General features: G+C 59.8%; 22 protein-coding genes. 5 read left to right on the forward strand and 17 right to left on the reverse strand.

The genetic code is table 11. The annotated features are described in order from the left end of the window. Positions 1-220: 220 nt before the first annotated feature. Positions 221-625: a hypothetical protein gene (locus tag HMPREF2690_RS00040; RefSeq protein ID WP_141750427.1), complete on the forward strand. Its 405-nt coding sequence runs from the start codon at positions 221-223 to the stop codon at positions 623-625. A 41-nt stretch (positions 626-666) separates the two neighbouring features. Here the strand turns inward: HMPREF2690_RS00040 and HMPREF2690_RS00045 are convergent, their stop codons facing one another. The 14 genes from HMPREF2690_RS00045 to HMPREF2690_RS00115 form a co-directional block, all read right to left on the reverse strand. Beyond that, entirely contained in the window at positions 667-4203 is a 3537-nt protein-coding gene (locus HMPREF2690_RS00045; RefSeq protein ID WP_070819828.1) for a type I restriction endonuclease, read from the reverse strand. A gap of 2 nt (positions 4204-4205) precedes the next feature. After that, positions 4206-5384, reverse strand: coding sequence for a restriction endonuclease subunit S (locus HMPREF2690_RS00050; protein WP_070819829.1), 1179 nt, complete (start codon positions 5382-5384; stop codon positions 4206-4208). Next, positions 5377-7377 carry a type I restriction-modification system subunit M gene (locus HMPREF2690_RS00055; protein ID WP_070819830.1) on the reverse strand — a complete coding sequence of 667 codons (2001 nt, stop codon included), beginning with the start codon at positions 7375-7377 and terminating at the stop codon, positions 5377-5379. Before HMPREF2690_RS00055 ends, HMPREF2690_RS00050 begins: the two co-directional genes overlap by 8 nt. A 171-nt stretch (positions 7378-7548) precedes the next feature. Beyond that, positions 7549-8079: an MFS transporter gene (locus tag HMPREF2690_RS12060; RefSeq protein ID WP_168167267.1), complete on the reverse strand. Its 531-nt coding sequence runs from the start codon at positions 8077-8079 to the stop codon at positions 7549-7551. A gap of 74 nt (positions 8080-8153) precedes the next feature. Further along, on the reverse strand, positions 8154-8954 hold the full coding sequence (locus HMPREF2690_RS00065) for a YwiC-like family protein (RefSeq protein WP_371325702.1): 801 nt from the start codon (positions 8952-8954) through the stop codon (positions 8154-8156). 534 nt (positions 8955-9488) lie between these two features. Continuing rightward, a complete protein-coding gene (locus tag HMPREF2690_RS00070) occupies positions 9489-9725 on the reverse strand; it encodes a hypothetical protein (RefSeq protein WP_052205193.1) in 237 nt (78 codons plus the stop codon). A gap of 321 nt (positions 9726-10046) precedes the next feature. Then, complete coding sequence (locus tag HMPREF2690_RS00080) at positions 10047-10784, reverse strand: ABC transporter permease (RefSeq protein WP_070819834.1); 738 nt, start codon at positions 10782-10784, stop codon at positions 10047-10049. Next, positions 10781-11533, reverse strand: a complete 753-nt coding sequence (locus HMPREF2690_RS00085) for an ABC transporter permease (protein WP_070819835.1) — start codon at positions 11531-11533, stop codon at positions 10781-10783. Before HMPREF2690_RS00085 ends, HMPREF2690_RS00080 begins: the two co-directional genes overlap by 4 nt. Further along, entirely contained in the window at positions 11530-12549 is a 1020-nt protein-coding gene (locus tag HMPREF2690_RS00090) for an ABC transporter ATP-binding protein (RefSeq protein WP_070819836.1), read from the reverse strand. The genes HMPREF2690_RS00085 and HMPREF2690_RS00090 overlap by 4 nt, the downstream gene beginning before the upstream one ends. A 63-nt stretch (positions 12550-12612) precedes the next feature. Continuing rightward, positions 12613-14511 carry an IucA/IucC family siderophore biosynthesis protein gene (locus tag HMPREF2690_RS00095; RefSeq protein ID WP_141761149.1) on the reverse strand — a complete coding sequence of 633 codons (1899 nt, stop codon included), beginning with the start codon at positions 14509-14511 and terminating at the stop codon, positions 12613-12615. A gap of 261 nt (positions 14512-14772) precedes the next feature. Then, entirely contained in the window at positions 14773-15558 is a 786-nt protein-coding gene (locus HMPREF2690_RS00100) for an ABC transporter ATP-binding protein (RefSeq protein ID WP_048759789.1), read from the reverse strand. A 6-nt stretch (positions 15559-15564) separates the two neighbouring features. Further along, positions 15565-16548, reverse strand: a complete 984-nt coding sequence (locus tag HMPREF2690_RS00105; protein WP_070819838.1) for a FecCD family ABC transporter permease — start codon at positions 16546-16548, stop codon at positions 15565-15567. After that, positions 16538-17536, reverse strand: a complete 999-nt coding sequence (locus HMPREF2690_RS00110) for a FecCD family ABC transporter permease (protein ID WP_048759792.1) — start codon at positions 17534-17536, stop codon at positions 16538-16540. Before HMPREF2690_RS00110 ends, HMPREF2690_RS00105 begins: the two co-directional genes overlap by 11 nt. After that, entirely contained in the window at positions 17536-18423 is an 888-nt protein-coding gene (locus HMPREF2690_RS00115) for an ABC transporter substrate-binding protein (RefSeq protein ID WP_141761150.1), read from the reverse strand. The genes HMPREF2690_RS00110 and HMPREF2690_RS00115 overlap by 1 nt, the downstream gene beginning before the upstream one ends. A 152-nt stretch (positions 18424-18575) precedes the next feature. Between HMPREF2690_RS00115 and pth the strand changes: the two genes are divergently transcribed. Next, positions 18576-19184, forward strand: coding sequence for an aminoacyl-tRNA hydrolase (gene pth / locus HMPREF2690_RS00120; protein WP_070819840.1), 609 nt, complete (start codon positions 18576-18578; stop codon positions 19182-19184). A 225-nt stretch (positions 19185-19409) separates the two neighbouring features. Here the strand turns inward: pth and HMPREF2690_RS00125 are convergent, their stop codons facing one another. From HMPREF2690_RS00125 to HMPREF2690_RS00135, 3 genes are read right to left on the reverse strand one after another with little or no spacing between them, the layout of a single operon-like run. Next, positions 19410-21143, reverse strand: a complete 1734-nt coding sequence (locus tag HMPREF2690_RS00125) for an ABC transporter ATP-binding protein (RefSeq protein ID WP_070819841.1) — start codon at positions 21141-21143, stop codon at positions 19410-19412. Continuing rightward, complete coding sequence (locus HMPREF2690_RS00130; protein WP_070819842.1) at positions 21140-22918, reverse strand: ABC transporter ATP-binding protein; 1779 nt, start codon at positions 22916-22918, stop codon at positions 21140-21142. The genes HMPREF2690_RS00125 and HMPREF2690_RS00130 overlap by 4 nt, the downstream gene beginning before the upstream one ends. Beyond that, the gene (locus HMPREF2690_RS00135; RefSeq protein ID WP_070569688.1) at positions 22915-23220 is read right to left on the reverse strand and encodes a hypothetical protein; all 306 of its coding nucleotides are present in this window, start codon (positions 23218-23220) and stop codon (positions 22915-22917) included. Before HMPREF2690_RS00135 ends, HMPREF2690_RS00130 begins: the two co-directional genes overlap by 4 nt. Before the next feature lie 780 nt (positions 23221-24000). On the opposite strand from HMPREF2690_RS00135, the gene HMPREF2690_RS00145 reads away from it, so the two are divergent. The 3 genes from HMPREF2690_RS00145 (at position 24001) to HMPREF2690_RS00155 (ending at position 26265) form a co-directional block, all read left to right on the forward strand. Then, entirely contained in the window at positions 24001-25077 is a 1077-nt protein-coding gene (locus HMPREF2690_RS00145; protein ID WP_070483501.1) for a glutathione S-transferase family protein, read from the forward strand. A gap of 461 nt (positions 25078-25538) precedes the next feature. Continuing rightward, the gene (locus tag HMPREF2690_RS00150) at positions 25539-25943 is read left to right on the forward strand and encodes a hypothetical protein (RefSeq protein ID WP_070422685.1); all 405 of its coding nucleotides are present in this window, start codon (positions 25539-25541) and stop codon (positions 25941-25943) included. Next, positions 25936-26265, forward strand: coding sequence for a transcriptional regulator (locus HMPREF2690_RS00155; protein WP_070422684.1), 330 nt, complete (start codon positions 25936-25938; stop codon positions 26263-26265). The genes HMPREF2690_RS00150 and HMPREF2690_RS00155 overlap by 8 nt, the downstream gene beginning before the upstream one ends. Positions 26266-26302 lie beyond the last annotated feature (37 nt).

Consider the following 26302-nt stretch of genomic DNA (forward strand, 5'->3'; position numbering starts at 1 on the left):
TTGCCGAGCAGCACGACGATTGGATCCAACAAAAGCGCTACATGTCACTGACTGCACTCGAACACACCAAACACCTCATGCACCGACAAGGAGACGACCATGGTGACCACCACCAACTAACCGCCTAACCAAACCCCCAACTTCATACCGAGCCGAAAGCACAAACGGCTACACCACTTCACGGGACTTGACCATACCCCTTCGTGAGCTAGCGAAACAAGTGGAAGCACCGTTGCATCTCGTACAACGATCAAAAGATTTCCTTATCAACAGTCAAGTGATCGTCTTTCGGTGTGATGTGGCTCGCCGAAAGTTCGACTATAAGTTTTCTTTGGTTGTAATCCTGCGCACTAGTCCCGAGTCTGCAAACGAGCTCGTACGCCGCATGGGCAAATGGGCCGAGTCCCGATTCTGCGCAGAAGTGTTCAATAAAGACAACGTTGTCGCTATTTTTGGTATCCGCGATACCCCGCTTATCACCAGCTTGCTAACGCGGATCGAGCGCGAAGCGCCCGCAGCTGAAATTGTTAGCTACGAGATCGCTTACCGCATGGAAAAGGTCTATGGGTGGCTCCTCGACCCAAACGGACACCAAGTAGGACATGTTCCTCTGGAGTTGGCCTAGTCAGTTTTCTTTTCAGAAGATATCGGCCCCGTCCTTGCCCCTTAGTAGTGCTCCACCGCGTACATCACGACGCCTTGGTACAGATCACCGTCCACTGGCAGCGAGTGTCCGACGAACTGTGAGCGAACCACCTCGAACACGTTGGAGGTTCCACGGTACGACAGCGCTTCGTCCAGTGACCGCGCGAGTTGCTCCTCAACAGTAGAAGCACCAGCGTGCATGAGCATTACATCGAGAAGGTCCTGGATACGACGTTCAACCGGCGACTCATCCTGGGGTTCTTCCGCACCACCGATGAGCGCGTCGTCCGGCACAGCAATCCCGCGCGCCTTGTCTTCCATTGCGGCAACTGCAAGACGGGACATTGCAGCGGTGAGAACGTTCAGCGCGTCTTCGCCACCGAGCATGAGGTTAGTGAACTGCTCGTGCTCAGCGTCGGCACCCAAGATTGCGGAAAGCACTTTGTCGCGAAGTTTCGGTGACTTCGCCAACGCCTCCTGCGGGTTCTTGGTGGCAAGGGCTTCCACTTCTTCGTCGTTAGCCAACGCCTCCCACACGGCATGAACCATGCGGGTATTCGCCGAGTTGGACATGTCGATGCCCGCAGCGGAGAACAGCTCGTTGACCTGCTCCACTGCTTCGCGGAATGCGCCTTGGAGCGGATCCCCTGCCCCACCGGTAGAGACACGACCATCGAACCCTGGAACAGGGAGAGGTGCCCGCGAATCCTCGATGTTGAGTTTCAGCTCAACGCCTGTTTCGACGTCACCCATGACCGCGGTCTTCACTACCTCGACGCCGGTGACGTAGTCCTCCTCGCGTGCTTTCTTGCCAAGCTTGAGGTTGCGCGCGAGCAGGTCGGCGAAGATCGCACGCTTGTGCAGAGTGATGTCTTGGAAGTCGATGAACTGGCTCAAGAAGTCCCACGCGTGAACGTACTTCACCAGGTTCGCACGGAAATCTGTGGCCACTGCTTCGTTGTCTTTGTCCCTGGAGATCAAAGCACCTCCGTAGAACTCGGTCCACCGGGTAATGATTGGATCGATCCCGATTCGGATCAGGCTGTCTTTCTTTTTTACGTCAATGTCCCGGTCCATCACCGTGTCGGCGATCGCTTCCATCTCCTCGACGTCGTAGAACTGGGAGGTGTCCAGTACGCGAGCAAGATCTGCAAGTACGTCGGGGTCTACCTCGGTGTCAATAGACGCCTGCGAGTAGTACGGCTGGAACGAGTGAAGAATCGTTTCGGGGTCATTGACGAAGTCGACGACGAAAGTCTTGGTCTTATTCTTCGACGGCATCGTCCTGTTCAGACGCGAGAGCGTCTGCACCGCCATCACGCCGGACAGTGGCTTATCCACGTACATCGCTGACAGGCGAGGTTCGTCAAAGCCGGTCTGATACTTGTTAGCCACGATGAGGAACTTGTACGCCGCACCGTCGAACATCTTCGTCGTTTCCATCCGACGATGCCCCTCAGGTGCGTTCTCGTTGTTGAGGGAGGATTCCGTAACGATCTCCTCGATGTCCTCGTCCTTGGACACGTCGAGCGAACCAGAGAACGCCACAAGTGCTTCGATCCCGTGGTATTTCGGATTGGACTTGATCACGTCCTGAACCGCCCGGAACCAGGTGTATGCGCTCATGCGGTCGTCGCAAACGACCATTGCTTTCGCGGTCGATCCGAGCAGGAAGCGCACGTTGTTATTGAAGTGCTCGACGGCAACTTCGGCCTTGGAGTGGATCGTCTTCTCGTGGGAGCGAACGAAATGCTTGAGTGCAGATTTTGCCTCGCCAAGAATGACGTCGTCTTCGCGGCCAAGTTGATCTTCGATCTTGGCGTAGAGCGACAGTGAGATGTAGTTCTGGAGCACGTCCAGGATGAAGTTCTCATCGATTGCCTGCGCCATGGAGTACAGGTCAAATGCCACGTACTTCTCTGGGTTGTCCGGGGACGGCTCGCCAAACACAGCAAGAGTCTTTGCCTTGGGCGTTGCGGTCAGCGCAACGAGGGTGACGTTCGACGAGCGGGCGACTGCCGAATCTCGCTGCTGCTGCAGACGGTCCTTTTCGGCACGCGTGAGCCCGCCAGATTGAGTCGAACCGGCAGGCTCGCTGAGCGCTGCCCCACCATCGAGCATCTCTTCGTCTTCAATATCCGCAGCCGCTCGCGTTGCTGCTTCCGCAAGCTCATCAGGAGTGTCCGAAAGAGTCTCCAGCAGTGTGCGGGAGGTCTTGCCGTGTTGGGACGAGTGCGCTTCGTCGATAATGACCAGCCAACGGCGGTCTCGCAGCTTCGGAGAACGGTCAATCGTTTTCGCCAGTGCCGGGAATGTCTGCAGCGTACAGGACAAAATGCGCTTGCCCTGGGTGAGATAGTGGTTAAGTTTCTCGGACTTGGACGTGTCGTCACCGGTGATGTTGATGACCATGCCTTCAGAGGCCTGGAGCAGCGAGAGTCCATCCGCCACGTTCTTATCCAGCACGGTGCGATCCGTGACGACGATTACACAATCAAAAAGTTTCGTCCCGTCTTCATGGATCATCTTGTTGGCACGGTGCGCCAACCATGCAATGGTTTTCGTCTTGCCTGAACCCGCAGAGTGCTGAATCAAATAGCGCCTGCCGGTGCCGTTGGTGGCGACATCGCTGGTGACACGCTCAACAGAGCGCAACTGGTGGAATCGCGGGAAGATCAGGCGCCCCTCATTGCCCTTCATGGACGGCTCCCACAGCGCGTAATCCTTCAGGATGCGCAGCAGCAGATCCGGTGAGCACACCCACTCCCACAGGTAGGAAACGTTGTACCCGTTGGGGTTGTCGGGGTTGCCAGCGCGGCCTTCCTCGGTTCCCTGGTTGAACGGAAGAAAGACGGTATCGGTGCCGTTGAGTTCTGTGGTCATCGTGACTTCACGGGAGGACACCGCGAAGTGGACGAGGCAGCGGCCAGGGTTGAGCAGCGGGCGGCTGGAGCGATTCGGCTTGCGGTCGTGCTTGTACTGCTTGACGGCATCGTCAATCGACTGCGTGTTGTCAGTCTTGAGTTCCATCGTGATCACGGGGATGCCGTTGACCAGCAGCACAAGGTCAATCTCGCCAAAACCACCTTTTTCAAAGTGGACTTGCTGCAGCACGCGTAGGCGGTTTTCCTTCGCCTTGTCGATCACATCCGTCTTCGCCGGGTCATACGGGTAGAAGCCCGCCATGTCCGGGAAGTTCACAGTGCCGAGGTCTGTCTGCGTGAACGAGAACCCATCTCGAAGCGTGCCCAGAAGTCCGCCGTTGACCTTCTTGGTGATGCCATCAAGAATTGGCGTGTAGTCGAGCTCCTTAGTCAGACGCTTTAACAGCCGGTACTCACGAGACTTTCGCTCTGTTTCGTTCGCAGTCTCAGGAATCGCCCGCTCGTATTGCTCCGGATACTGAGTCTTCAGCCAGTGGAGTACGTCTTCGGGGAACAGTCCAAGTTCGGGGTCGAACCCCTTGTCGTTGGCACCCTCGTTCCAGATCCAACCTTGGCTGTTGAGAGATCGGCAGATGGTCAGTTCCATCGCTTCTTCAAGAATCGGGTTCACCATGATTAGACCTCTTTCCGCCCCGTTACGACTTCAGTGATCAGCGCAGTTTTGCGTGCTTTGAGGTTTTCGATGAGTTTGGTGGATTCCTCGATGAGTGCGTCCATGCGTGACAATTCCTCCTGAATGAAGACATTCATCGAGATGGCAGAATCAGTATCTTTCGGGAAGGGAAATGCAATCTCCCCCATGTTGAAAGCGGTCAATTTAGGCTGGGCGCTCCCAGTGATTAGATGGTGGATCGGGGAAATCTCGATTGCAGCAGCGAGCAGTTCTGCGGGATAGTTATGTCGAGGCTTGAGAACATGCGCATGGTTGTTTACCCAATACTGCCCATCTGCAACGAAGGCAATAGGGTGATTACGCATTGCTAGGTTTGCCCCATCTTCGGAAACTAGCAAACGTTTTTCGTTGTCCCAGATGTAATCGTTTACGTAATCGATGACTCCGGATGCCCCGTAGTACGGGTACTCTCCCTGGATATCTTTTCTGTCCCCAGAATCAATTGGAACACGGCGGTTGTCTTCACTATCTACCAAAAGTTTCAATCGTTGCGGGACGAGATTCCATCTTTCGCTTTTCTGAAACTCAAACTCCACGAAACGCTTCTTGCGATACCTAAGACTTCCGACCAGCCCTTCGAACTCTTCGATCAGCGCGTCCATCTCGCTGATTTCCTTGTCGAGATAATCAGCGATACAGCGCTGGGTTTCGAGATCAGGAAGGGAAATTGGTAATGATGAAACTGTTTGCTGAGGAATCGAGACGCGGGTAACTCCATTCGCACGCTTTTCCCAATACTCGCTTGTTTCCCTACTCAGCATCAAGTAGTAGAGAAACTTCGGGAAAACTCTTCCGGAATGAGCACGAAGAACCGTCAAGTGATAACCACAGACGAGCGAATCATGAGTGGAATCTACGTATGCAGGGATACCTATATCGTCCGCTGTTTCGGAGTCCTTCGTGATAATGACATCACCCTCCGCCAACCGGAGCCTCACAATTTGATCCGGAGAGGCGGTTGCCTTCATGAAATCAAGATCCGTTGTAATCGTGTCGTTGTAGTAAACATCCGTGTAGTTACACAGTTCGACAGCGGGTTCATCCGGCTTGGATTTCTTATCGACATTCGATTGCAAGATCGTGGAGATCAACCCCAACTTGTTCGGGTGAAACTCAGTCATCTGCCCGCACCTCTCCGAACATGGCGTAGATACGATCCAGGGAGTCAGCGATATCCGCGTCCAGTTCCTCCAAGGAGCGAGACTCTTCTGGCTTGTAGAACAGGCGGGTCAACGGTAGTTCCGTGCCAACCTTCGCCAAGGACTCGTCCCACTGCATATCCGGAACGAACGGGAGCACCTCACGCTCCATATGCTCGGACACGTCTTCCAAGTATGGGACGCGCTCGATCACCTTGGAAGCAGCGTCCACGACCGGGTTCCCCTTCTCATCGAGAGATGCAGGCGCATTCTCATCTTCCACTGCCAACGCCTTCATAATGTGGCGAAGCAGTGGCGCGCCCATCTTCACACCGCGTTCCTTCGCAGCAGACTTGAGCGCCTTAGACAGGTCGTTGTATTCGCGCCCTTTCATCTCGCGGATGACTGCTTCATGCTCTGGAAATGCGGTCTTATGACTCATAGCTTCCGCCACAGTCTCGTCGGTGACGCTGACGGCGTAGTGCGCCAACTTAAACATCGGCACATCGCGGTAAGTCAGTTCATCAGCTGTCACGATGATAGAGCGGTCACTTTCCTCGAAATCCTTGTAGATCTTCGTGATGTCGCGGATGCTGTCTTCAGAGAACTCGACACGCTTGTTACCCATCGATTTACGCATCGGGGCGCAAATTTCGGTCGCGTCGATGAACTGGATCTTGCCACGACGACGTGGTTCCTTGTTCCTGTCAAGGATCCAGATGTAGGTGGCAATGCCGGTGTTATAAAACATGTCATTTGGCAGCGCGATGATCGTGTCCAGCACTTCGGTGCCACCTTGCGCGCCGATGAGGTACTTGCGGATACTGTCCGGACCGCTTTCGGCATCGCCGGTAAATAGCGGGGAGCCATTCGTAACCACAGCAGCGCGACCACCCTTCGTTGCACCATCAGCCGCAGCGAGTTTGTGCGCGATGTGCATCAGAAACAGCATTTGGCCATCGCTGACAGCGGGAAGCCCCTCAGCAAAGCGTGGATCGCCCTGCTCCTGGAGCGCCTTGACGTCCTTCTGGAATGCCTTCCAGGACGAACCGTATGGCGGGTTCGCCATGATGTAGTCAAAGGTTTCGTCGGCGTACTGATCATTGGTCAGGGAGTTGCCAAACTTCAACACTTCTGGGTTCTTGAACCCCTGCATGAGCAGATCAGACTTGCCCATAGCGAATGAAGATTCCTTGAGTTCTTGTCCTGCAACGACGATCTCAATACCTGGGTTGATAGCCCGGAGCGCATCACGTGCAGCGATGAGCATGCCGCACGTACCGGCGGTGGGGTCGTAGACGGAACGGATGATGCCGTCTTCCTCCAGTTCGCTGTCGTCCGAGGTGAACAGAATGGACGTCATCAGACGAATCGCGTCGCGCGGAGTGTAGAACTCACCGGCGTCTTTCGCTTTTCTGGCGAAGGAACGATACATCAGGTTCTCGAAGATGTCGCCCATCGTCTGATCCTGGAGTGCCTCGTCAGACATGTCGATGGACGCGAAATGGTTCACCACATTCCAGAGTTGATTATTGCGGTCAAGGAAGTCGATGAGTTTCTCGAACTCAAACGCTTTCCAAATCTCTTGGATATTTGCAGAGAACGCCCTGAGATACTGCAGCAGCCCTTCCTTCAACGTGTCGTCGGAGGTGGCCAGGCGTTCGAGAGACAACTGAGACGTGTTCCAAAAACGAAGCTTGAACATGTTCTCGATCTTGAGATTCACAATCGAGGGATCTGTTCCCTTCACGTTCTCCCGGTGGACGAGATCTAATACGTCCTTCTTCGTCGACTCCAATCGACCTTCAAGGCGACGGAGCACAGTGAACGGAATGATGTAGTCACCGTAATTCTCGGCCGGGACAATAAGCCGCAGGTAATCATCTGCGGTCTGCCAAATGGCAGCGTTGAGGCTGTTGACCTTGGCAGTTTGCTTCGGCGTGATCGAATCGAGGATCTCTGAGGTGTCAGTCATCGTTGCTTCCTTGTGAATCTGTAGACGCCTGATTGTCCCACAGGAATCACTCATTTTCGGACAACAAATGTTGGTGTTTCACCGTACGAGCGGGAGGTTTGCCACTGTGCACCGATCCATGTCGCGCGACGAAATGCTTCTCGAATATCTCAAGACCACCAAAACCGGCACCTACCTCATCCCACCCGGTGTGGGTGAGACCGGTTTCGTCGGTGAAGGAATGTTTGCCTGGCCCCTGTCCTGTATCTCGCCTTTGCGTCCTTTCACCGCCACAACAACGCCCACGATGTAGGACACAATCACTCCAAGGACACAGAGCAAACACAATGTTGAAGAAAGATCTAACGCCCGTCTCCCTACAAGCTGGGTGAAAACGGATTTCACGCTCTCTTCAGTGTCACCGGTATCGACCATAAAGAAGCCGGCGAGGAAGAGAAACACCGTTACCGCGATGAAGGCCCAAGACTCACGCCACCCGAAGGACTTATACGGCCCTGCCTGCGGGCCGTCCTTCACGTGGCGTACGGGGATAAACCACAAAGCAAGAAGCGCAAGTGCGGCGATCACCCCAGCTGGAACGGAGTAGAACACGAGCCATCCGCCCACCCCAAACAGAATCCGCCCTACTGCAAAGAACGCCGCCCCTAACAGGCTCAGGATAAGCGCCGCGACGGAGTTGATACGGACATTCCGGCAGTTCATGCACCACATCATACGGCGGAAGCCATGGGCTGTATCTCAATCAGCCAAAGTGACGAGGCAGCGAATGAGGCGCCTTAGAGCAGCACAACGATGACCACCAGCACTGTGATGGCAGCGTCCAGAAGTCCGACGATCTTCGGCGTCCATGGCTTCTCACGACGTGCGCCGGTGATCGGCATCAGCGTCGCCCGCGCGAGCAACACGACGGCCACGACGATGATCGCTGGGTGGAAAGGATGCCCGCCGGTTACGAGCACGGCGACGACGGCAGCGACAAGCACGACGACGTGATAGCTCACCGACCCGATGAACCAGGGCCTGGAGCCGCGTTCACGGATGAGCGTCTTCACGTAGGGCACAGTGCCGACGAAGTACGCCAGGTACACGGCAAATGCGGCCCACGCCTCCACATCCAGGCCTCCCCCGGCCCAGGCGGCCACCGGCAGGATGAGGCAGGCTGCTACGACAGTGGAAACACCCGACAACAGCGACCTCGGACGCCGCTTCCATGCCTCGAATACGGCTATGGCCACCAACGGTGCGAACGCCGGGACCCACATGAGAAGCCGCCAGTTGAAGATCAGCGTTGTCACACCCGCGACGGCCGCGAGCGACCCGTAGACCACGACCGGGGGCCGGTTGCGTTCGCGGAAGCGCGAGCGGATCCAGACGCTGCCGGCGAAAAACGTGAAATAGCCGAGCCACCAGGTCAGCAACAGGGGAATCGCAGTCCACGACGGCGCCAGGATGACACCAGTAATAGCGGGGACGGTGACCATAAACCAGGCGCCGTGTTGGTCGGGCACCCAACCGGGTGAGCGTCGGCGTGTGCGGGGGTTGCGCGACACGCTACGCTGCGCCTGGCTCTTCGACATGTTTTCACCCTACTGATGCGAATCCGTGATGGGCAATTGGCGTGGTCTTTTCCGTGCCGCACGCGGAGATCCGCTTGCCTCGATCGTGGGGTTCGAATCCCTCCCGGATCCTGGCTACCGCTTCCTTCTGATGCGGAGGCAAGCCGTGACGCAGTTCTGGAGCAGATCAACACCTACAGCCCCGACGCCGTGGTGTGCATCGGCTTCCCGTTGGGACACACTCGAGCGCAGTGGATCATTCCGCACGGTGGCATGATGACCGTTGATAGCGTCAAACCAGCGCGTTCTTGCAGACTACTCCTGAGTCGCCGCTGCGCGATTCCTGTAGCTCGTGCGACCGGAGGACTAGGAACGCTACCGCCTGCCTGCGGCCCAACAGGCCACGCAGCCCCGATCCATCGTCGAGTCATGATCTCCTGACCGCTTCGGTCACTCGTTGCCGCCGAACTGCCGCAGAGCGCAAAACTCGTCGGCAGCCGGACAGTCCAACAGTCGTTCTCTCAACCCGTGGATGCCCACTTGTCACGGATGCGGCTATCGCGCCCACAGCCGGGCATACGCCTGCGACGAAGCCAGCAAATCCTCGTGTATCCCCGCCGCGGCCACGCGTCCGCCATCGAGCATGACGACCTGATCGGCAGCGGCCACCGTGTGTTCCTGATGTGCGATCACCAGCACTGTCGCCGACCCGGCAAGTTCGCGAATTGCCTCCTGCACAGCGACGGCGGCGGACGCGTCGAGCGATGAAGTCCCCTCATCCACCAGCAGCACCGGCGCCCGCTTCAACACGGCGCGGGCCACCGAAACGCGCTGCCGTTCGCCACCCGGTTCCGCAACCGAGGTCGAGGACCCCGGGCCGGCGCATCCGGCCCGGGGTCCAGCGCACGGAGCTTCCGGTACACGGCGGCGGCGTCCATCGGTTCGCGCGCATAGCGGCTTAGGAACCTCGGCTGGACCTTGTCCTCGTAGGCCGCGAGGAGTCTGAGGTTGTTCTGGACGATCTGGGCAATCGACTTCATCTGGTTCTGTCTCCGGGTGTGTGGGCCGCGTCCACGCGGCGGTTTCGGGTTAGATGCTCGGATTCGCGGGCCGTCATGCAGACTCCCCCGGCCTCGTTTTCACGGCGATGCCCCACGCCGCGAGCACGGCGATGCCTAAGAACCAGGCCGCGCAGACCACCAGACCCGCAGCCCCGGTGCCGTTGACGGCCTCGCCGGCCGCGGATACGGGGGTGTGCCCGGCGATTCCGCGCAGGAGGGGACGGAAGTGGTCGGCGGGCATCAGCACCGTGTTGACGAACATCGCAACGATAATTAACGGGATGAGGGCCACGGAACCCTGGGGGCTGGTGATGGAGAACGCGATGTACGTGCCGGTGCATGCGACCGCCGCGGCAACCATCGCGCCGGTCACCGCGATCCTCCACCACCAGGACACCTCCGGTGGGCCGTCGGAAAGCAAGGCGGCCACCGCCGCGACGACGGCCGTCATCGCCATGATCCGGATGAACTCGGCAATGATCCGTGCGGCCGGCACGGCCGCGTACGGCGCCGGCATGGTGATCAACCGCTCGTGGAAGCCATTGCTGCGTTCAACGAACACGGTGGATGATCCCGTGATGGCCAGGATGAACGCCCACGCCGTCACGACCAGGATGACCGCGTTCCGGAGTTCGAACTCTCCGGTGAGCTGCCTGACCAGGCCACCGAACATGCGGTTGACGATGAACAGGTACACGAGCGGAGCAATGAACGTCATGAACCAGAAGTCGGGGCGCCGCAGCCAAATGTGGGCGATGCGCCGCAGATGCACGAAGATGGCGCCAATCATGATTCGCTCCTCGAGGTGAACCGGCGGATGAACAGGACGATTCCGGCGACCGCCGCGACACCGAGCCACAGGGCGGCCTCTTCCCCGGCGCGATCCGGGAAGGCGTCCGGGGACGCCGCCCTAATCACCTCGATCACCGGCGAAAAAGGCATGTGGCGCACGACGTCGCGAAGGGAGCCGTCCAAAGCGGTCGCCGGAATGAACGCGGTGGAGAACATGAGCAGCAGCATTTCCAGCGCCTGGATCGATGAGGCCGTCGACACCGGGGCGGGCACCATCAGGATCACCCCGTCCGTGACCAGGGACAGGACCGCCGCGGCGAGCAGCGACCACAGGACAGTCCACGCGACGTCACCGACAGCCATGTCGAGGCCGCAGGCCCACGCGACGACCAGCAGCGCCGCGATCGACGCGGACATCCGCAGCACATCGGTGGCGAGCCTGCCGGCGACATAGCCGCCTGTGGCCCCGGGCAACACGCGCACGCGGTCAACGAGCCCGGATTCGACGTCCTGTCCCACCGCCATCGCCGACGCCGCGGCAGTGAACATCGCCGCCTGGAACAGGCAGCCGCCGAGCACGAAACGCAGGTACCCGAAGCCGGATTGCCCCGCCGAGTACCCAAACACCGCGTACAGGCACAGCAGGAAGAGGGGCGGAACTACGAACATGGAGATCAGCGACGCGGTGTTGCGTCGCAACAGCAGCAGATCCCGACGGAGAAACGCCGCGACCGACGTCGCACTCATCGCGCCGCACCCCCTGCGTTCATCGATATGAACACCTCGTTGAGGGTGGGCGGCGACACGCTCAGCGAATCCGGCGACGCTTCCGAGGCCTCCATCGCCTGCGCCACCGCCTCGAGGACCCGCGGTCCGGGGTCGACGTCGAGGGACACCGACTTCCCCGCGACGCGGGCGCCGTCTAGGCACGTTCCCCCGAGGCAGCGGGCGAACGCCTCCGCCTCGGCGGCGGTGGCGAAGGACACGCGGAGCACGTGCGACCCGAAGTCGCGGCGCAATTCCTCCGGCGTTCCGCTGGCGACGATGCGGCGATCCTTGAGCAGATGGACGTGGTCGGCCAGCGCCTCCGCCTCTTCCAGGTACTGGGTGGTCAGCACCAGGGTCATTCCGTCGTCGCGCAGTTGCCGGATGAAGCCCCACAGCTCTTCGCGGCTGACAGGGTCCAGCCCCGTCGTGGGTTCGTCGAGGAACAGCAGCCTGGGCACGACGCACAGCGACGCGGCGATGTCGAGACGGCGCCGCATGCCACCCGAATAGGCCGACGCCAGCGTCGAGGCACTGTCTGCGAGCGAGAATTGCGCGAGCAGTTCCGTCGCGCGGGCGGCCGCGGCGGCGCGGTCGAGTCCGCGCAGCCGCCCGAAGAACTCCAGGTTCTCCCGGCCGGTGAGGTTCTCGTCGATCGCCGCGAATTGGCCGGTGGTGGCAATGTCGGCGCGCACGCCTGCCGGGTCCTCTTTCACATCGCGCGAGAAGATGCTCACCTCGCCGGAGTCGGCGGTGATGAGCGTCGACAGGATTCGGATGAGGGTGGTCTTGCCTGCACCGTTGTGGCCGAGGAACGACACGATCGCCCCGGCGGGCACGGTAAAACTCACGCCGTCGAGCACATGCTTGCGCATCCGGGCGCCGCGCTTTCCCTTGCGCCCGCCGTCCGGCGGGGTGCCCGCTTTGCCCGCAATCGGGTAGCTCTTCGTGAGGTCGCGGACGACGATCGCCGCACCTCGTTCAGCTTGATCCGTCATCGTTTCCCCTTTTCTTTGGTATCGCAGTGGGCCGCTGTCGGCAGCGGCCCCGTGGTCGGGTTGTCATGCGGCACCTCGATCGACGGCGACGAATCTGAGATCAACCGTGCCGCCCGATTCTGGGCCATAGAGCATCGATTCCTCTGTACTAAAACCACGCCGTAATTTGGCCAACGGGTGTACGTTGTGCCCAGAAATACAGAAAGAATCAGCGGCCGCTGTCGCCTTATGAGACAGCAAGGGACGCAGCAGCTCCCAGAAGCTACCGGACCAGTCCCCAATCCGTCGACTTACTTGAGCTCGAACCAACGCCAAGTTCTCCCGGGCGTTGGAGATATCAGATTGCAGGGCGACTAGGGCATCGTCGGAAAGTGCCTCTTCGGCGGCCGATTTCTCAATCCGGTGTCGGAGAGTCTCATCAGCCCAGCTCAGCCATGGCTCAATACGCTGACAGAAGTGCTTATTGTCCAGCAATTCAATAGCAGCGAGTGGATTTAGTTCATAGACATAGTCCTGTTCTGTGACCGCGCCACTTAGCCGCATACCGAGCACCCGCTTAATCGGCACCTCGGAACCGAGAAACTTCCGAAAAACGATTTCGCTGATGTTTTCGCCGCCGTCCTCCACAGACTCCAGCAAAGCTGCACGGATACGCCAGTACTCCTCCGCAAGCAATTCACTATTGCCCCGGTCAATCCTACGACGCGTAGGTGCGGGAAGATTGGCTGCTAAGTGCAGGTGACGGTAAAGGTTCGCGACAAGTGGATAAAAGGCTTTATCCACAAGCCGGATCGGGTCATCTTCGACAAGCGCGGTTCCTCGTAGCTGCTGCCCTACTGAAGTACGTCCGATGGGCCCCTGCTCGAGGACTCGGCACCCGCCCAAGTCACGGACGATTATGCGCTCCGGCCAACCATCACGCAGCACAATCACAGTGTTTTGCGGGTGCGGCTCCACCGCGATACCCCACCGTGCCAGCAGCGCTGCGACTGGCACGAAGAGGAGCCGTCCCAGCTCCCGGAACCACTTTTCGTATACACCTGGTTCGTTGCCCAATTCATCGAAGAGATCGCACAGAATGGGACGAGACGACAGCGGATTGCGGGAAAGAAGCGTCGCCACCGGCATGGCCACATCATCAGCTTCAAGGTCTGCAGTGGGATCCTCTCGGAATACGGCGCCAAAGCAGTGCGCTCGCAGTCCCGAGTCTGCATCCCACCGCACGGCAGCAATATCTCTTGCGACGACAAATCCCGGCTTATCGTCGCTACTCCGCGGGTTAAACCCGCTGTCAAGCTCCAACACCTCAGAAATTTTTTCCGAGATAACCGGTGCCGCGACCGCTCCCGCCGAAATACCTCGAACCGCCCCTGTGAGCTGAATTTCAACCGCAACCTTGATGTGCATCGCCCCCTTTCCATCCGACACTCGGAGAGTGCGAACCGACATTAGGGGCTCGGCAAAGGCAGTGGTGTCCAGCAAGATGATTTCGCCATTAGCGATTTCGTTATTGAACTCGGATGCGATGATTCTCTCCCATTGGAACGGGTGGACTGGAATCACGGACCATCCGCTAATTCGCCGGCGCTCTAGCTCTGATGCCAGCGCCGAGGCAAGGCGTGGTAAGTGGCTGCGAATAGCCTCCAGCGTGGGCAACCCTACTTCATGCACCCGCGCGTTGTTCACAGCGGCGAAGCGAAGTTGGATAGATTCGGTCTGTTCGGGGAGGACGTCGGACCATTTTTTGCCAATTCCGAGCGACGTCTTCGCTGCTGGACTCGCCGGGTGGCCGTCACAGACTAGCTGTTCACACCGAGAGAGAAGAGCAGAGGCTCCAGCTTCACCCGAGAGTTTTTCCGAACGCCGACGCAATGCATCCACCAGTGCGAAATAACCTGCTCCGGAGTCCCCTACGCCCCAACGCCGAACTATTCCCTGACGAGCTCGGCGCAGGCCTGCCACACTATCGGAGATTTCAGCACAGGCTCGGTCGAGGTTCGTTGGATTTATGCTGAGCAAGCGCTCTTCAGCGAGTCTTCTAAGTAAATCTGCTGAAGTTAGCTCACTGTCGATGAGGCGTTCGGCCTGTTGAACTGACTTTCCTTCTTGAATCAGGAGACGCTCGGATCGGAGAGCTGAAACGAGTCGTCGCCTAATTTCGGCTTCACAACTGTCACTATTTACATACACATTTGGCAAAACAGAAGGTAAGGCTACCCTAATTTACTTATGCACGCCATAGGCGATTGGAAGATTTCGCCCAGTCTCCGGATCTTCAACCATGAGCGACGAGATTCCAAATGCACGTCGAATCAAAGCCGAATCGAAAGTCTCTCGCGTCGGGCCCTGTTCAACGATGCGTCCATCGCGCATCACAACCACATAGTCGGAGTACTTCGCCGCATGAGCCATGTCATGGACAACCATTACAATCGTCCGCCCTTTACGGTTTAGTTCCTGAACCAAGTCAAGAATCGACAGCTGGTGCGCGGGATCGAGAAAGGTCGTCGGCTCATCGAGAAGCATAATATCGGTGTCCTGAGCCAAGGTCATGGCAATCCACATTCGTTGCCGCTGCCCACCGGACAGCGCCATCGCATCCGTATCAAGGAATTGTTCAATTCCGGTCTGCCGGGCCGCCTGCGTAATCGCCGAGTGATCCTCGGCGCTTAACGACGCAAAAGCTCCCGAATACGGGTAGCGGCCGAAAGCGATGAGCTCGCGAACTGTCATCCCATCCGGAACCACAGGCTGCTGCGGTAGAAAGGACAGGCGCCGGGCGAACTGACGAGCCCCAAATTCGGAGATTCGGCGACCGTCCAGTTCTGCGGCTCCACGTTCAGGTGTCAACTGCCTGCCAAGCACCTTCAGCAGGGTCGATTTTCCACTGCCGTTAGGACCGATAAGAGCCGTAATTTTCCCGTGCGGGATTTTCAGCGTGACATCCTTGACAATCAACTCTGCGCCATAGCCCGCCGACACTTCAGTACAGGTAAGAGAGTCTGTCATAAGTTTCTACTTCCTCTTCACGCTCGTTACTCGATGAACCAGGTAGATGAAATAGGGCGCTCCGACAATTGCAATTAACGCCCCCACGGGAATCTCCGTCGGAGCAAACGCCCAGCGCCCCACAGCATCAGCAGCGACCACCAGAGCTGCACCCGCCATGGCGCCCACGGGAATCTGACGCGCAAGATTCTGCCCCACCAACAGCTTCGCTGCGTGCGGGATAATCAGCCCGACGAACCCCAAGACACCCGCTGCTGCTACCGCCGCGGAGCCGCATGCCACTGCGACCATCAGCGCTAGGATTCGCAGCACGTTAAAACGGCCACCGATACTGACTATCGTTGAATCATCCAGTACCAGGGTGTTGAAGTGGCGCGCGAACACCAATGCCACTGCTGTCCCCACAAAGATGACGGGGGCAACGGTAAGCGCATCCGACATGGTGCGCGCATATAGAGAACCCTTCAGCCAAGTCATCGCGGCACCGGCCTCTGGCGCCACACGCACAAGGAGCAGCTGTGTCACAGCAGCAAGCCCCACAGATACAGCCACGCCTGTCAGCGCCAAACGCGCAGGATCAGCCACTGCCCGACCAGCCGCTGCAAAAACCGTCAATCCCCCGAGAAGGGAACCAACGAACGCGATTGGGGTGAGTGCCAGTGCTGGCAGAGATCCGAAACCGAGAAGTGCGACGACCGCCGCCAGGCCACCTCCAGCAGTAATTCCTAGAGTGTCCGGCGCCGCTAGCGGGTTACGCAATGCGACCTGAAGCAAACTTCCTGCCACGGCCATCCCCACACCCGTCAGCACGCCCACGACTATGCGTGGCATTCTGTAGCGCCAATAGAGATTTTCTCCGGAAAGAAGCCCGGCAATAACGTCGGGAAGCGACTTCTGAACTGCTCCAATCCCCATACCGACTAGGCAAGCCAGCACGAGGAACAATGAACTGACGAGGAGCACTAGGGCAAAGCGACTCTTAGTAACCACGCCTGCGACCTCCCTGACGTGCAGACCTGATCGAACGGATTCCCCATAGCAGCAGCGGAGCGCCTGCAATACCGGTGAGAATGCCTACCGGAGTCTCCGCGGGGGCCCACAGCCACTGCCCCAGGCTATCCGCGATGAGAAGCGTGGCCGAGCCTACGACGGCAGCTGCCACCAGGCTGCGCCTGTGCGTGCGACCCGCTACTCGCTGCGCGACGACAGCCGCAAGCAGCCCCAGAAAACCAATCGGCCCCGCGGCCGCTACACATGTGGCGGTCAGTACTACAGCCCCGACAACTGCTCCGACACGCACACGCGCGGGATTCGCACCGATAGACCTACTGACTGCATCACCGGCACCGAGGGCATCTAGGGCACGCCCACCTGCGGCGAAGGCAGGAAAGATGAGCACCAAGGCGATTAGGGCTGGAACCAGGTCCGGCAGGCGAACTCCGGCGAGACGACCATTGAGCCAGGCCAATACGGTAGTCAGCTGAGCTTCATCCAAGACGAGGAAGATTGATGTCAGCGCGCTAAATATGGCCGACACAGCAATGCCCAATAAAACCATCTTTTGAATCGCGTTTGCACCGCCAGATTCTGGGCTAGATCCACGCATACTCAAAGAGATAGTGAATGCTGCCGCCGCGCCACCACCAATTAACGCGCCGGGCAAAAGCAGCGCACCAGTCGCAGACCCAGTTACGAACGCAGTCGCAACAGCGCCAAATGCAGCACCGGAATTAACTCCGGTAATTTGCGGGTCAGCCAGCGGATTGGCAGTTGCGGTACGCAGCAGAACGCCGCCGACACCGAGACTGGCGCCGACGATCACAGCTGCTAAAAGTCGATCACGGGTAAGGCTGCGTAATTCCGGATAGAGCTGCGGGGCATTAGCCGGAGCTGACAGTCCAGATAGTCGGTAGAAACTAATTGCCACGACAGTTACTACACAGATGAGTACGCATGCCCAAAAGGCACGGAATTTCATTAGGAATTGATAATTTGATCCAACATCGCCTCTGCGGCCAGCGGACCGCGGGAGCGTGACCAAGTGTCCTGATCAACGTCAACGATGTTGCTTACGACATCTGCGTACGGGCTGGAACGGAATCCCTCAATATCGTTGTACAGGTACATAACGTCGAGTTTCATTCCCGGGAGCTTGTCACCGGTCAGCTCGGCTACGTCAGTCTTGGACTCGATGGCGGACTTCTCTCCATCGTAGCCGTACTCGTAACCAGCAGCGGTCAGGAGAGAACCTGCGAAGGAGTCCTTGACCCAAGTGTAGAGGGTGTTCTTGGACCAACCAACGAGGGCTGCTTGCGTGCCCGGCGCGACCTTCTCCTTTGCCTTTACCACCTTGTCCTCGATGCGGGCGCGGACTTCTGCAGCCTTGTCCTCAGCGCCAATCTTGGTCGCAATGTCATCCATCGCATCGAGCACCTCGGTATAGGAGGTGTCACCGTATGCTTCGGTCGGAGCAATTTCCTTCAGCTGATCCATAATGGATGCCTGCCGTGTCGGGCTTGCCAGAATCAAGTCCGGTTCAAGCGACTGAATGACCTCCAAGTTCGGCTGTTTCGCCTGCCCCACCGATGTAATGCCGTCGAGCTTGCCCTCGAGGGTTTTAGGCGCGGCGGACTTGCCAATCTCTACAATACCGACCGGTTTAACACCAAGTGCGTAAAGAATTTCCTCGTAACGCCAGTCGAGAGCTACTACACGGATGGAGGAAGCGTCTTTCTTCTCTTCTGCCGCAGAGTCACCATTAGATTCCTGCCCATCAGCGCATCCGACCAGGACAAACACCAGGGCGAGACTCATTGCAATAATGGCGGCGAAAAATCGTACGCGGCGAGGTTCAGCCACGCTCATTCGATTTAAGTAAGTTAGCATGACCTAATTTTGCCATCATTGACTAACCTAACGCAACCACTTATTTTTGACTTTTCATTCGACTAGCCCCGGCCTCTACCCCCGCAGTTGCCTGTTCTCCACAACCCGGCCCGTGTGCCAAGATTGAACTCATGAACGCCTCCACCACGCCTCTGCTTGTCGTGGGGCCCGGCAACCCTGGGCCCAAATATGAACTCACCCGCCATAACGTCGGACATCTGGTGCTAGATGAACTAGCCAGCCGGACTTCTCCGATGCCGTCGTCGTTTAGCGTGCACAAGAAATCGAATGCTGAGATTGTGCAGACTCGGTTTAAAACCTCCGATGGTGGCGAGCGACAGGTGATTCTAGCTAAGCCCCGGACGTACATGAATCTGTCGGGTGGGCCGGTCGCGGCGCTGGCGAAGTTCTTCAATGTCGCACCTACCGACGTCGTGGTGGCCCACGATGAGCTGGACCTAGACCCGGGTGTGGTGCGCCTTAAGCGCGGCGGGGGCGAGAATGGCCACAATGGCCTGCGTTCGACCTCGAAGTCATTGGGAACGAAGGACTACATGCGTGTGCGCATTGGCATTGGCCGTCCTCCTGGCCGACAGGATCCAGCGGACTATGTGCTGCGTAGTTTCAATGCCAAGGAGCGCGAGGAACTCGCTTTCACCCTGCCCACCGCGGCGGAGGCAGTGGAGCTAATCGCCAGCCACGGGCTGGAAATTGCTCAAAACCAGGTCCACGGGCGGTAGTAGCTAGCGGCAAGGCAGCAAAGAGCCCCCTTCCCTCCCAGCTTTCACAGGGATGAGGAAGGGGGCTATTTTCGCTTTCTAGGAAGCTTCAGCCTTACAGCTCGTCGGTGTTCGTGCTGCTCGGCGTTTTCGTCGGCGGTTTCGCTCTGCCCACCGAGCGCCTGGCGGTGGGATTCGGGAAGCTGCGGCAGGGCGCCCGTGAGGGCATCGACCAGGTGATGAGGATCAGGCGCCCGGGGAGCTCCCCGTCCGGCACGCCCACGACTCGGCGTAGCGACCGCCCTTCGCCAGCAATTCATCGTGCGTGCCCCGTTCTGCGACCGTCCCGTCCTCCGAAAGCACGACGATGAGGTCGGCATCGCGGATGGTGTGCAGGCGATGGGCGACGACGATCACAGTGTGATCGCCGCGCAACGCCTCCATCGTGCCGACGATCGCCCGCTCAGTGGCCGCATCCAGCGAGGACGTCGGCTCGTCGAGAAGCACCACCGGGGAATCCTTCAGAAGCGCCCGGGCGATGGCGAGGCGCTGCCGCTCGCCTCCCGACAGCAGCGTCCCCTCTTCCCCCACTGGGGTATCCCACCCGGAAGGCAGCAGCTCCACGATGCGGTCCACCCCGGAACGCCGGGCGGCCTCGCGCAAGCGGTCCCCGTCACCGGGCCTGGAACCGAATCCGGGGTCGGCGAAGACCATGTTGTCCCGCACGGACGCGTCGAAAAGGAACGTCTCCTGGAACACCGGGGTCACCAGCGAGTTCACGCCGTCGGTGCCGATCCGAGGCAAGGGCACCCCGCCGATGAGGATCTCCCCCGAGTCCGGATCATGAAACCGCGACAGCAGCCGCATGACCGTCGTCTTGCCCGCCCCCGAAGGTCCCACTATGGCAACCAGCGCTCCCTGAGGTGCACGGAAGCTGACGTCGTCGAGAACCTTCTTATCTCCGTACCCGAAGCTCACACCGCGGAACTCCACGTCATGCCCGTCGGGCAGCTCCGGTGCGGCAGGTTCAGGAAGGGCGGGGATTGCCCGCAGGTCACGCAACGCAGCCAACGTGTTGCGGCCCGCACCGAAACCGCCGGACAACGCTCCCGCCGTGGTGATCGGTCCGGTGAACTGGACGAGCACGATGAGCATCGGCGCCAAATGCGCCGGCGCCATCCCGCCCGTCGCGGCGACTGCCACGGCGACGATCACCGCCGCCGTGAACACCGCATGGACGACCGAACCCAACCGTCCGATGGCCGCCCCCTGCGTCGACGTCGCCTTCGCGAACGCATCGTGCTGGGCCTGGATAGCCTCATCCACCATCGCGTCCGCCGCCGAACCGTCGCCCGCGGCGCGAATCGCCTGCTGGCCACGGGTGAACTCGATCAGCCTGCTGGAGACGGCAGCGACGGCCTCAGCATGCGCTTCGTCCGACTCCCCGCCGACCCGGCCAATGGCCCGGTAGGCGAAGAAGAGCACCGGCGCCGACGCGACAAGAACCAAACCGACGCGCCAATCCACCGCCAGAATTCCGAAGGCGATGACGGTCGGCGTAACCACCGCGGCGATGACGGGCCGCAGGATCACGTGCGGCACGGACGCCGCGAACGCGATACCCGACGACGCCATCTCCGAAAAGCGGCCGGCCGTGGACTTGGTGACGTACCCGAGTGGCAACGTCAGCACGCGTTCGCCCAGGGAACGCAGCAGGGACGACAGCACCGCTGCGGAATTCGCCCTGCCGACTGTCCCCGCGGCGAGGGACAGCACCGCATGGGCGGCCGCGAGGCCGGCGATGACGCCGGTGAAACGCCACGCCGTCGCATCATCTCCCTCGGCCAGAGCCGACAGCAGCGGCAGCAGCGCGACGAACGCCGCTCCCTGGGCCAGCGCGGCAAGCGTGGCCAACGCAATGAGCCACACCAGCGTCATTCTCGAGCGCCGATCCGTCATCGACCACAAGTCTCGAATCATCGGTTCCCCGCCTTTTCATCGTCTGATTCAGCGCCCCGCGGGGCGGATGGTTCGTCGTCGAGCGTGAACGCGCGCCACAAATCCCGGTAGCGGCCACCGCGCGCAAGCAACTCGTCGTGAGTACCCGCCTCCGTGACCGCTCCCCCATCGAGAACGAGGATGCGGTCAGCGTTGCGGATCGTGCTCAACCTGTGCGCGATCACAATCACCGTCCGCGAACGGGCCAAACGCTCGATTGCGGACTGGATGAGGGCCTCGGAAGCCGGATCCGCGTAAGCGGTTGCCTCGTCGAAGATGAGCACCGGCGCGTCCGTGACGATCGACCTCGCGATGGCTACGCGCTGCGCCTCACCACCGGAAAAGGTCACATCGACGTTGACCACCGAATCCAGGCGCTTCGGCAGCGCCGCAATGACCGCATCGAGGTTCGCGAGCTTCGCGGCCGCCATGATTTCGTCGTCGGTGGCGTCTCTCCTGGCCAGCCGGATGTTCTCCCGCAACGGCAGCGTGAACAACTGCGGATCTTGGAACACCACCGACACCGAGCGGTGCACGTCGCGCACGGCGATGTCACGAAGATCGACGCCGCCCAGCAGCACCGAGCCTTCAGCAGGGTCGTGGAAACGCGCCAACAGCCGGGCGACGGTGGACTTTCCGGAACCGGAGGACCCCACCAGCGCAGTGAGGGTCCCTGGTTCGAACGTCGCGGACATCCCGTCGAGGACCCGCGGCCCATCGCCGTAGGAGAAGACCAGGTTCCGGACCTCGAGCGCGCCTCCGCGCGCGGGCACCGGATCGGCGGGCTCGGCGATCGGCGGCGTGCTCAGTACCTCCGCGATGGACTTCAGGGCAGCGATCCCCGCGATGATGGGTTCGGAGTTCATGGCCACCCGCACGATCGCCGCGGAGAGTCCAAGGCTGAGAACCAGCCCGGCGACGAGACCCTCCGGTATGCCGCCCGCGGCGTCCCTCAGAGCGAGGCCGGCCCCGCACACCACTGCGAGAACTGTGGTCGGGGACGTCACCACGTCGATGAGCCCGAGATAGATGTTCGACTGCCGGGACCAGGCGGACCACGCGCGGACGAACGACAACGCCGCGGCATCGTAGCGACCCGCGCCCTGGTTAGCGCGCCCGAAGGACTTCATCACCGGGATACCGCGCACCAGCTCGATGACCGCGGCCGTCACTCCTTCGGAGGCTCGCTCGTAGTCGCGCTGAAGAGCGGCTCCGCGCGAAATCATCACGCCCATCAGGGCGAAGGTGACCAGCACCGGGACGACCGCCACCACCGCGATCCGCCAATCCACCACGACGAGCGCGATGAGGGAAAGCAGGGGAACCAGCACCGCCACCACGGTCTCACCGACGGTGTGGCCCATGAGCTGGTGGACAGCCGCGACGTCCTTCTCAACCGACTCGATGATTCCCGACGAGCGCCGGGCGTCCAGCCAGCCCAGCGGTAACTTCCGGATTTGGGCGACCAGCCGGCGCCGGAGGTGGAGCTGCAGGTCGTTATCCGCCCGGTGCGAGAGCATGCCGGCGGCGCCGTCTGCGGCCATGCGCACCGTTGCGGCGACGACGATGACAGCCACGGCCAACCACGTCCGATGCTCCGGGGCCTCCGGGTACGTCATCGCGATGTCGATGATGCCGACCAGCGAAGCGACGGTAGCCACCGACGACAGGACAGATAACGCGACCACCGCCCGCATCCGGGTCCGAATCGGGGCGAGCAGCGACCACGGGCCTACGGTCCCGTCCACAGCGCTCACTTGCCCGCCTCCCCGATCGCGCTTTTCTTCGTGAGAGTGCGGAAGTACACCATGCCGACGTGTGAGGCTCCGCCCAGCTTCAACCCGTTGGCTTCGGCGAGGTCCTCGACCTCGCTGCCCGGCGACCCTGCCGAGCGGCGCGAGGACGTCGGCGACGTGGAATTCCGTCCGGCCCCGAGCCCTTCGACGGCGGCGTCCATCGGTTCACGCGCATAGCGGCTGAGGAACCTCGGCTGGACCTTGTCCTCGTAGGCCGCGAGGAGTCTGAGGTTGTTCTGGACGATCTGGGCAATCGACTTCATCTGGTTCTGTCTCCGGGTGTGTGGGCCGCGTCCACGCGGCGGTTTCAGGTTAGGTGATCGGGTTCGCGGGCCGTCGTCGGCGGTGCCGCCCCCTCTCGGCCGACTCGTCGACTCATTGGTCGCTGTGGTGGGTTCATCAGTCACAAGCGGCACTGTGTTGCCCTCTCAGAAGATAATAACCATTATTACGTTAGGTTAGCCTAACCTCGCATGCGACTCAAGCCCCGTCTCGTGCGTTTGATAGACATTGCTGAAACCGAGATCGCGCAAAACCAGCACACCATTGAGTGACGCGTGGACGAAGACTCAGGATGGGCGCAAGAATCCGCAGGCGTTTTTAACAATCTTCTCGGTGAATCAGCCTGTAAATCCGGGGAATCCCCGTACTCAGGGGACGATCACTACCCCGCTGGAGTGGGAGCAGAAGGCTTCTCCGGATAAGCGCTCTGGTAATGGCCCGAAACCGAAGGTGCGGGCGTGTCCCAAAATGGCACGGCTATGGATCCGGCGCTCGGTCAAGGGGTTCCAGCGCCCTTTCACCGCCATCGACCATAAAGAAGCCAGCTAGGGAGAGAAACACCATGACCGCGATGAAGGCCCAGGATTCGCGCCATCCGAAGGCTTTGTATTGCCTTGTCTCTGGGCCTGTCTCTGGGCCTGTCTCCGGGCTTTCCGTCACACTGCTCATCCTCTTGCAACAGCACATCCCCCCTCGCTCATGATCAGAAACAGCCTATAGTTGACGTGTCACAAACTTTTCACGCGATAAGGGAGGACACGATGACTACAGACGCACAGAAGGACTGGGCAGGCGATGCCCAGAACGCCTCAACAGACGGCGAGTTCAAGCGGGATACGAACTATATCGGTGACCGCATTGTGTCGTCGATAAGCAATGAAGCTTCGCACTGGCCCGTGCAGCCGCACCGCTACCGTCTCATCGCCGCACGTGCCTGCCCATGGGCGCATCGCGCTGTCATCGTGCGGCGCCTGATGGGGCTGGAAGATGTGATCTCCTTGGGCCTGGCTGGCCCGACTCACGACAAGCGCTCCTGGACCTTCGACTTGGATCCGGGCGGCGTGGACCCCGTGCTACAGATCCCCCGCCTGCAGGATGCATACTTCGCACGCTTTCCCGACTACCCGCGCGGCATCACCGTGCCGGCAATCGTGGAAGAAGCAAGCGGCAAGGTGGTGACGAACGATTACAACTCCATGGTCCGCGACTTCCAAACCGAGTGGACCGCCTACCACCGCCCCGGCGCCCCGAACCTGCTGCCACCGGAAGAGCTGCGCGAAGAGGCGGAGGCGATCAACGACTTCCTCTTCCGCAAGTTCAACAACGGCGTGTACCGCGCCGGATTCTCAGCCTCCCAAGACGCCTACGAAGAAGCCTACGACGACGTGTTTGAGGTCCTCGACTGGCTCGAAGACCGCCTAGCCAACCACCGCTTCATCATGGGTGAACACATCACGGAGACCGACGTCCGCGCCTACACCACCCTCATCCGCTTTGATGCCGTCTACCACGGCCACTTCAAGACAAACCGCAACAAGATCACCGAACTCCCAAACGTCTACGGCTACCTCCGCGAGCTGTTTCAAACCCCCGGCTTCGGCGACACCACCGACTTCACGGAGATCAAACAGCACTACTACATCGTCCACCGCGAAGTGAACCCCACCCGGATCGTCCCCTCCGGGCCCGACCTTTCCGGCCTCACCCAACCCCACGGCCGCGACCATCTCCCGGGCTCCCCCTTCGCCGCAGGCACCACCCTCCCCGGCCCACTGCCCGAATCCGAGAAGCTGAAGAACCCCACGGATTTCCAACGGGAGCTCTTCGGGCTGGAGTAGGTCTTCTGGGGTTAGGGGCCAGAAAGTGTGTCTGGGATCGGGGATTTTTAGGTTCTGACCTGTAGGGTAGCGTGAAATATATGCTTTGGGAGCATATATCTGGCCTCAACACGGTGAATCCCCGGTGTGGCTGCCAGTCTGTGGTAGTAGGCGGTGGTGTGGTGGCTCAATGCCAAAGAACCGACCACGCTGCTACTGCGGCGGTGATACCAAACGCAATGGAACAACCAGCAAAGGCACTACCCGATGGGCGATGTAAGGCCGTGGAGCCTCAGTCAATAAAAGTCGGCCAGATGTCACAGTAGCAGACCACCAGCCCCGTTAGACCCCATGCGTAGCTGTATCCCCACTATGCACAGTCTTTCACTTGCACACTTGGCAAGCATTAGACTTGCAATTAAGGCAAGTATTACACTTGCCTTAATTGCAAGCCAGTGAAGTTGACGTTAGGGAGAAGAACGATGAGCGACGACCTTAAGATCATTCACGACGTTCAAAAGCGCACCACGTGGACGCAGAGCTGGTGGGCGGTGGCGATAGTGGCGCTTGGCGCCGGCGGCGGTATCGCGCTATTCAAGCTGTCATGGTGGTACGGCCTCGCGGTTCTTGTACCGACGTTCGTTCTGGGCTATCTCCTCAAAGATAAGATTGCGAACCCCTTCGTTCGGGTCAATCCCAATATGGGGCCGAGTAATGATCGCGCCACCTGGTCACGAGTACTGCTGCCAGGTGCCATGATGTTCTCCACCGTGCCGACGCCTGATACTTGGCCGTGGATGATTGTCTGCGGCGTCGTTGTTTCTACGGCGACGGCATGGATGTTGTATGAGAACCGCAACGCCGCCGTAAAGGGCGTCAATGTCTAAGGATCCTTCACCACGCCCAGCAAAGCTGGATCCGGTCATCCACCCCATCAATCGGCTTAAAATTTGTGCCACGCTGTTCCATTCAGGCGCAACCGGCGGCAGGCAGATGAAATACGCCGTGCTTGCAGAGCTCACCGAGCTTCCTGCCGATACGCTTTCCAAGCAGTTGAAACATCTTGAGGACAGCGGCTATATCAGCCGCACCCGCGAATATGGCTCCACGCGCGCGAAAGACGCCGTCTGGGTCGCGTTGACCCAGACTGGAACAGAAGCCTATGCACAGCACGTTGCGGCGCTTAAAGCCATGACAGAGGGCTCATAGATTGGGTCAAGTCCCGTGAAGTGGTGTAGCCGTTTGT

It is taken from the genome of Corynebacterium sp. HMSC034E11 (assembly GCF_001835905.1).
Classification (GTDB): Bacteria; Actinomycetota; Actinomycetes; order Mycobacteriales; family Mycobacteriaceae; genus Corynebacterium; species Corynebacterium coyleae.

What these genes read in the sequence shown, in the direction of transcription:
- HMPREF2690_RS00150 (WP_070422685.1), top strand. Translation starts at nt 25,539, where the DNA reads ATGAGCGACGACCTTAAGATCATTCACGACGTTCAAAAGCGCACCACG.
- HMPREF2690_RS00135 (WP_070569688.1), bottom strand. Translation starts at nt 23,220, where the DNA reads ATGAAGTCGATTGCCCAGATCGTCCAGAACAACCTCAGACTCCTCGCG.
- HMPREF2690_RS00080 (WP_070819834.1), bottom strand. Translation starts at nt 10,784, where the DNA reads ATGATTGGCGCCATCTTCGTGCATCTGCGGCGCATCGCCCACATTTGG.
- HMPREF2690_RS00115 (WP_141761150.1), bottom strand. Translation starts at nt 18,423, where the DNA reads ATGAGCGTGGCTGAACCTCGCCGCGTACGATTTTTCGCCGCCATTATT.
- HMPREF2690_RS00090 (WP_070819836.1), bottom strand. Translation starts at nt 12,549, where the DNA reads ATGACGGATCAAGCTGAACGAGGTGCGGCGATCGTCGTCCGCGACCTC.
- HMPREF2690_RS00050 (WP_070819829.1), bottom strand. Translation starts at nt 5,384, where the DNA reads ATGACTGAGTTTCACCCGAACAAGTTGGGGTTGATCTCCACGATCTTG.
- HMPREF2690_RS00125 (WP_070819841.1), bottom strand. Translation starts at nt 21,143, where the DNA reads ATGATTCGAGACTTGTGGTCGATGACGGATCGGCGCTCGAGAATGACG.
- HMPREF2690_RS00055 (WP_070819830.1), bottom strand. Translation starts at nt 7,377, where the DNA reads ATGACTGACACCTCAGAGATCCTCGATTCGATCACGCCGAAGCAAACT.
- HMPREF2690_RS12060 (WP_168167267.1), bottom strand. Translation starts at nt 8,079, where the DNA reads ATGAACTGCCGGAATGTCCGTATCAACTCCGTCGCGGCGCTTATCCTG.
- HMPREF2690_RS00145 (WP_070483501.1), top strand. Translation starts at nt 24,001, where the DNA reads ATGACTACAGACGCACAGAAGGACTGGGCAGGCGATGCCCAGAACGCC.
- HMPREF2690_RS00100 (WP_048759789.1), bottom strand. Translation starts at nt 15,558, where the DNA reads ATGACAGACTCTCTTACCTGTACTGAAGTGTCGGCGGGCTATGGCGCA.
- HMPREF2690_RS00110 (WP_048759792.1), bottom strand. Translation starts at nt 17,536, where the DNA reads ATGAAATTCCGTGCCTTTTGGGCATGCGTACTCATCTGTGTAGTAACT.
- HMPREF2690_RS00045 (WP_070819828.1), bottom strand. Translation starts at nt 4,203, where the DNA reads ATGGTGAACCCGATTCTTGAAGAAGCGATGGAACTGACCATCTGCCGA.
- HMPREF2690_RS00155 (WP_070422684.1), top strand. Translation starts at nt 25,936, where the DNA reads ATGTCTAAGGATCCTTCACCACGCCCAGCAAAGCTGGATCCGGTCATC.
- HMPREF2690_RS00085 (WP_070819835.1), bottom strand. Translation starts at nt 11,533, where the DNA reads ATGAGTGCGACGTCGGTCGCGGCGTTTCTCCGTCGGGATCTGCTGCTG.
- pth (WP_070819840.1), top strand. Translation starts at nt 18,576, where the DNA reads ATGAACGCCTCCACCACGCCTCTGCTTGTCGTGGGGCCCGGCAACCCT.
- HMPREF2690_RS00065 (WP_371325702.1), bottom strand. Translation starts at nt 8,954, where the DNA reads ATGTCGAAGAGCCAGGCGCAGCGTAGCGTGTCGCGCAACCCCCGCACA.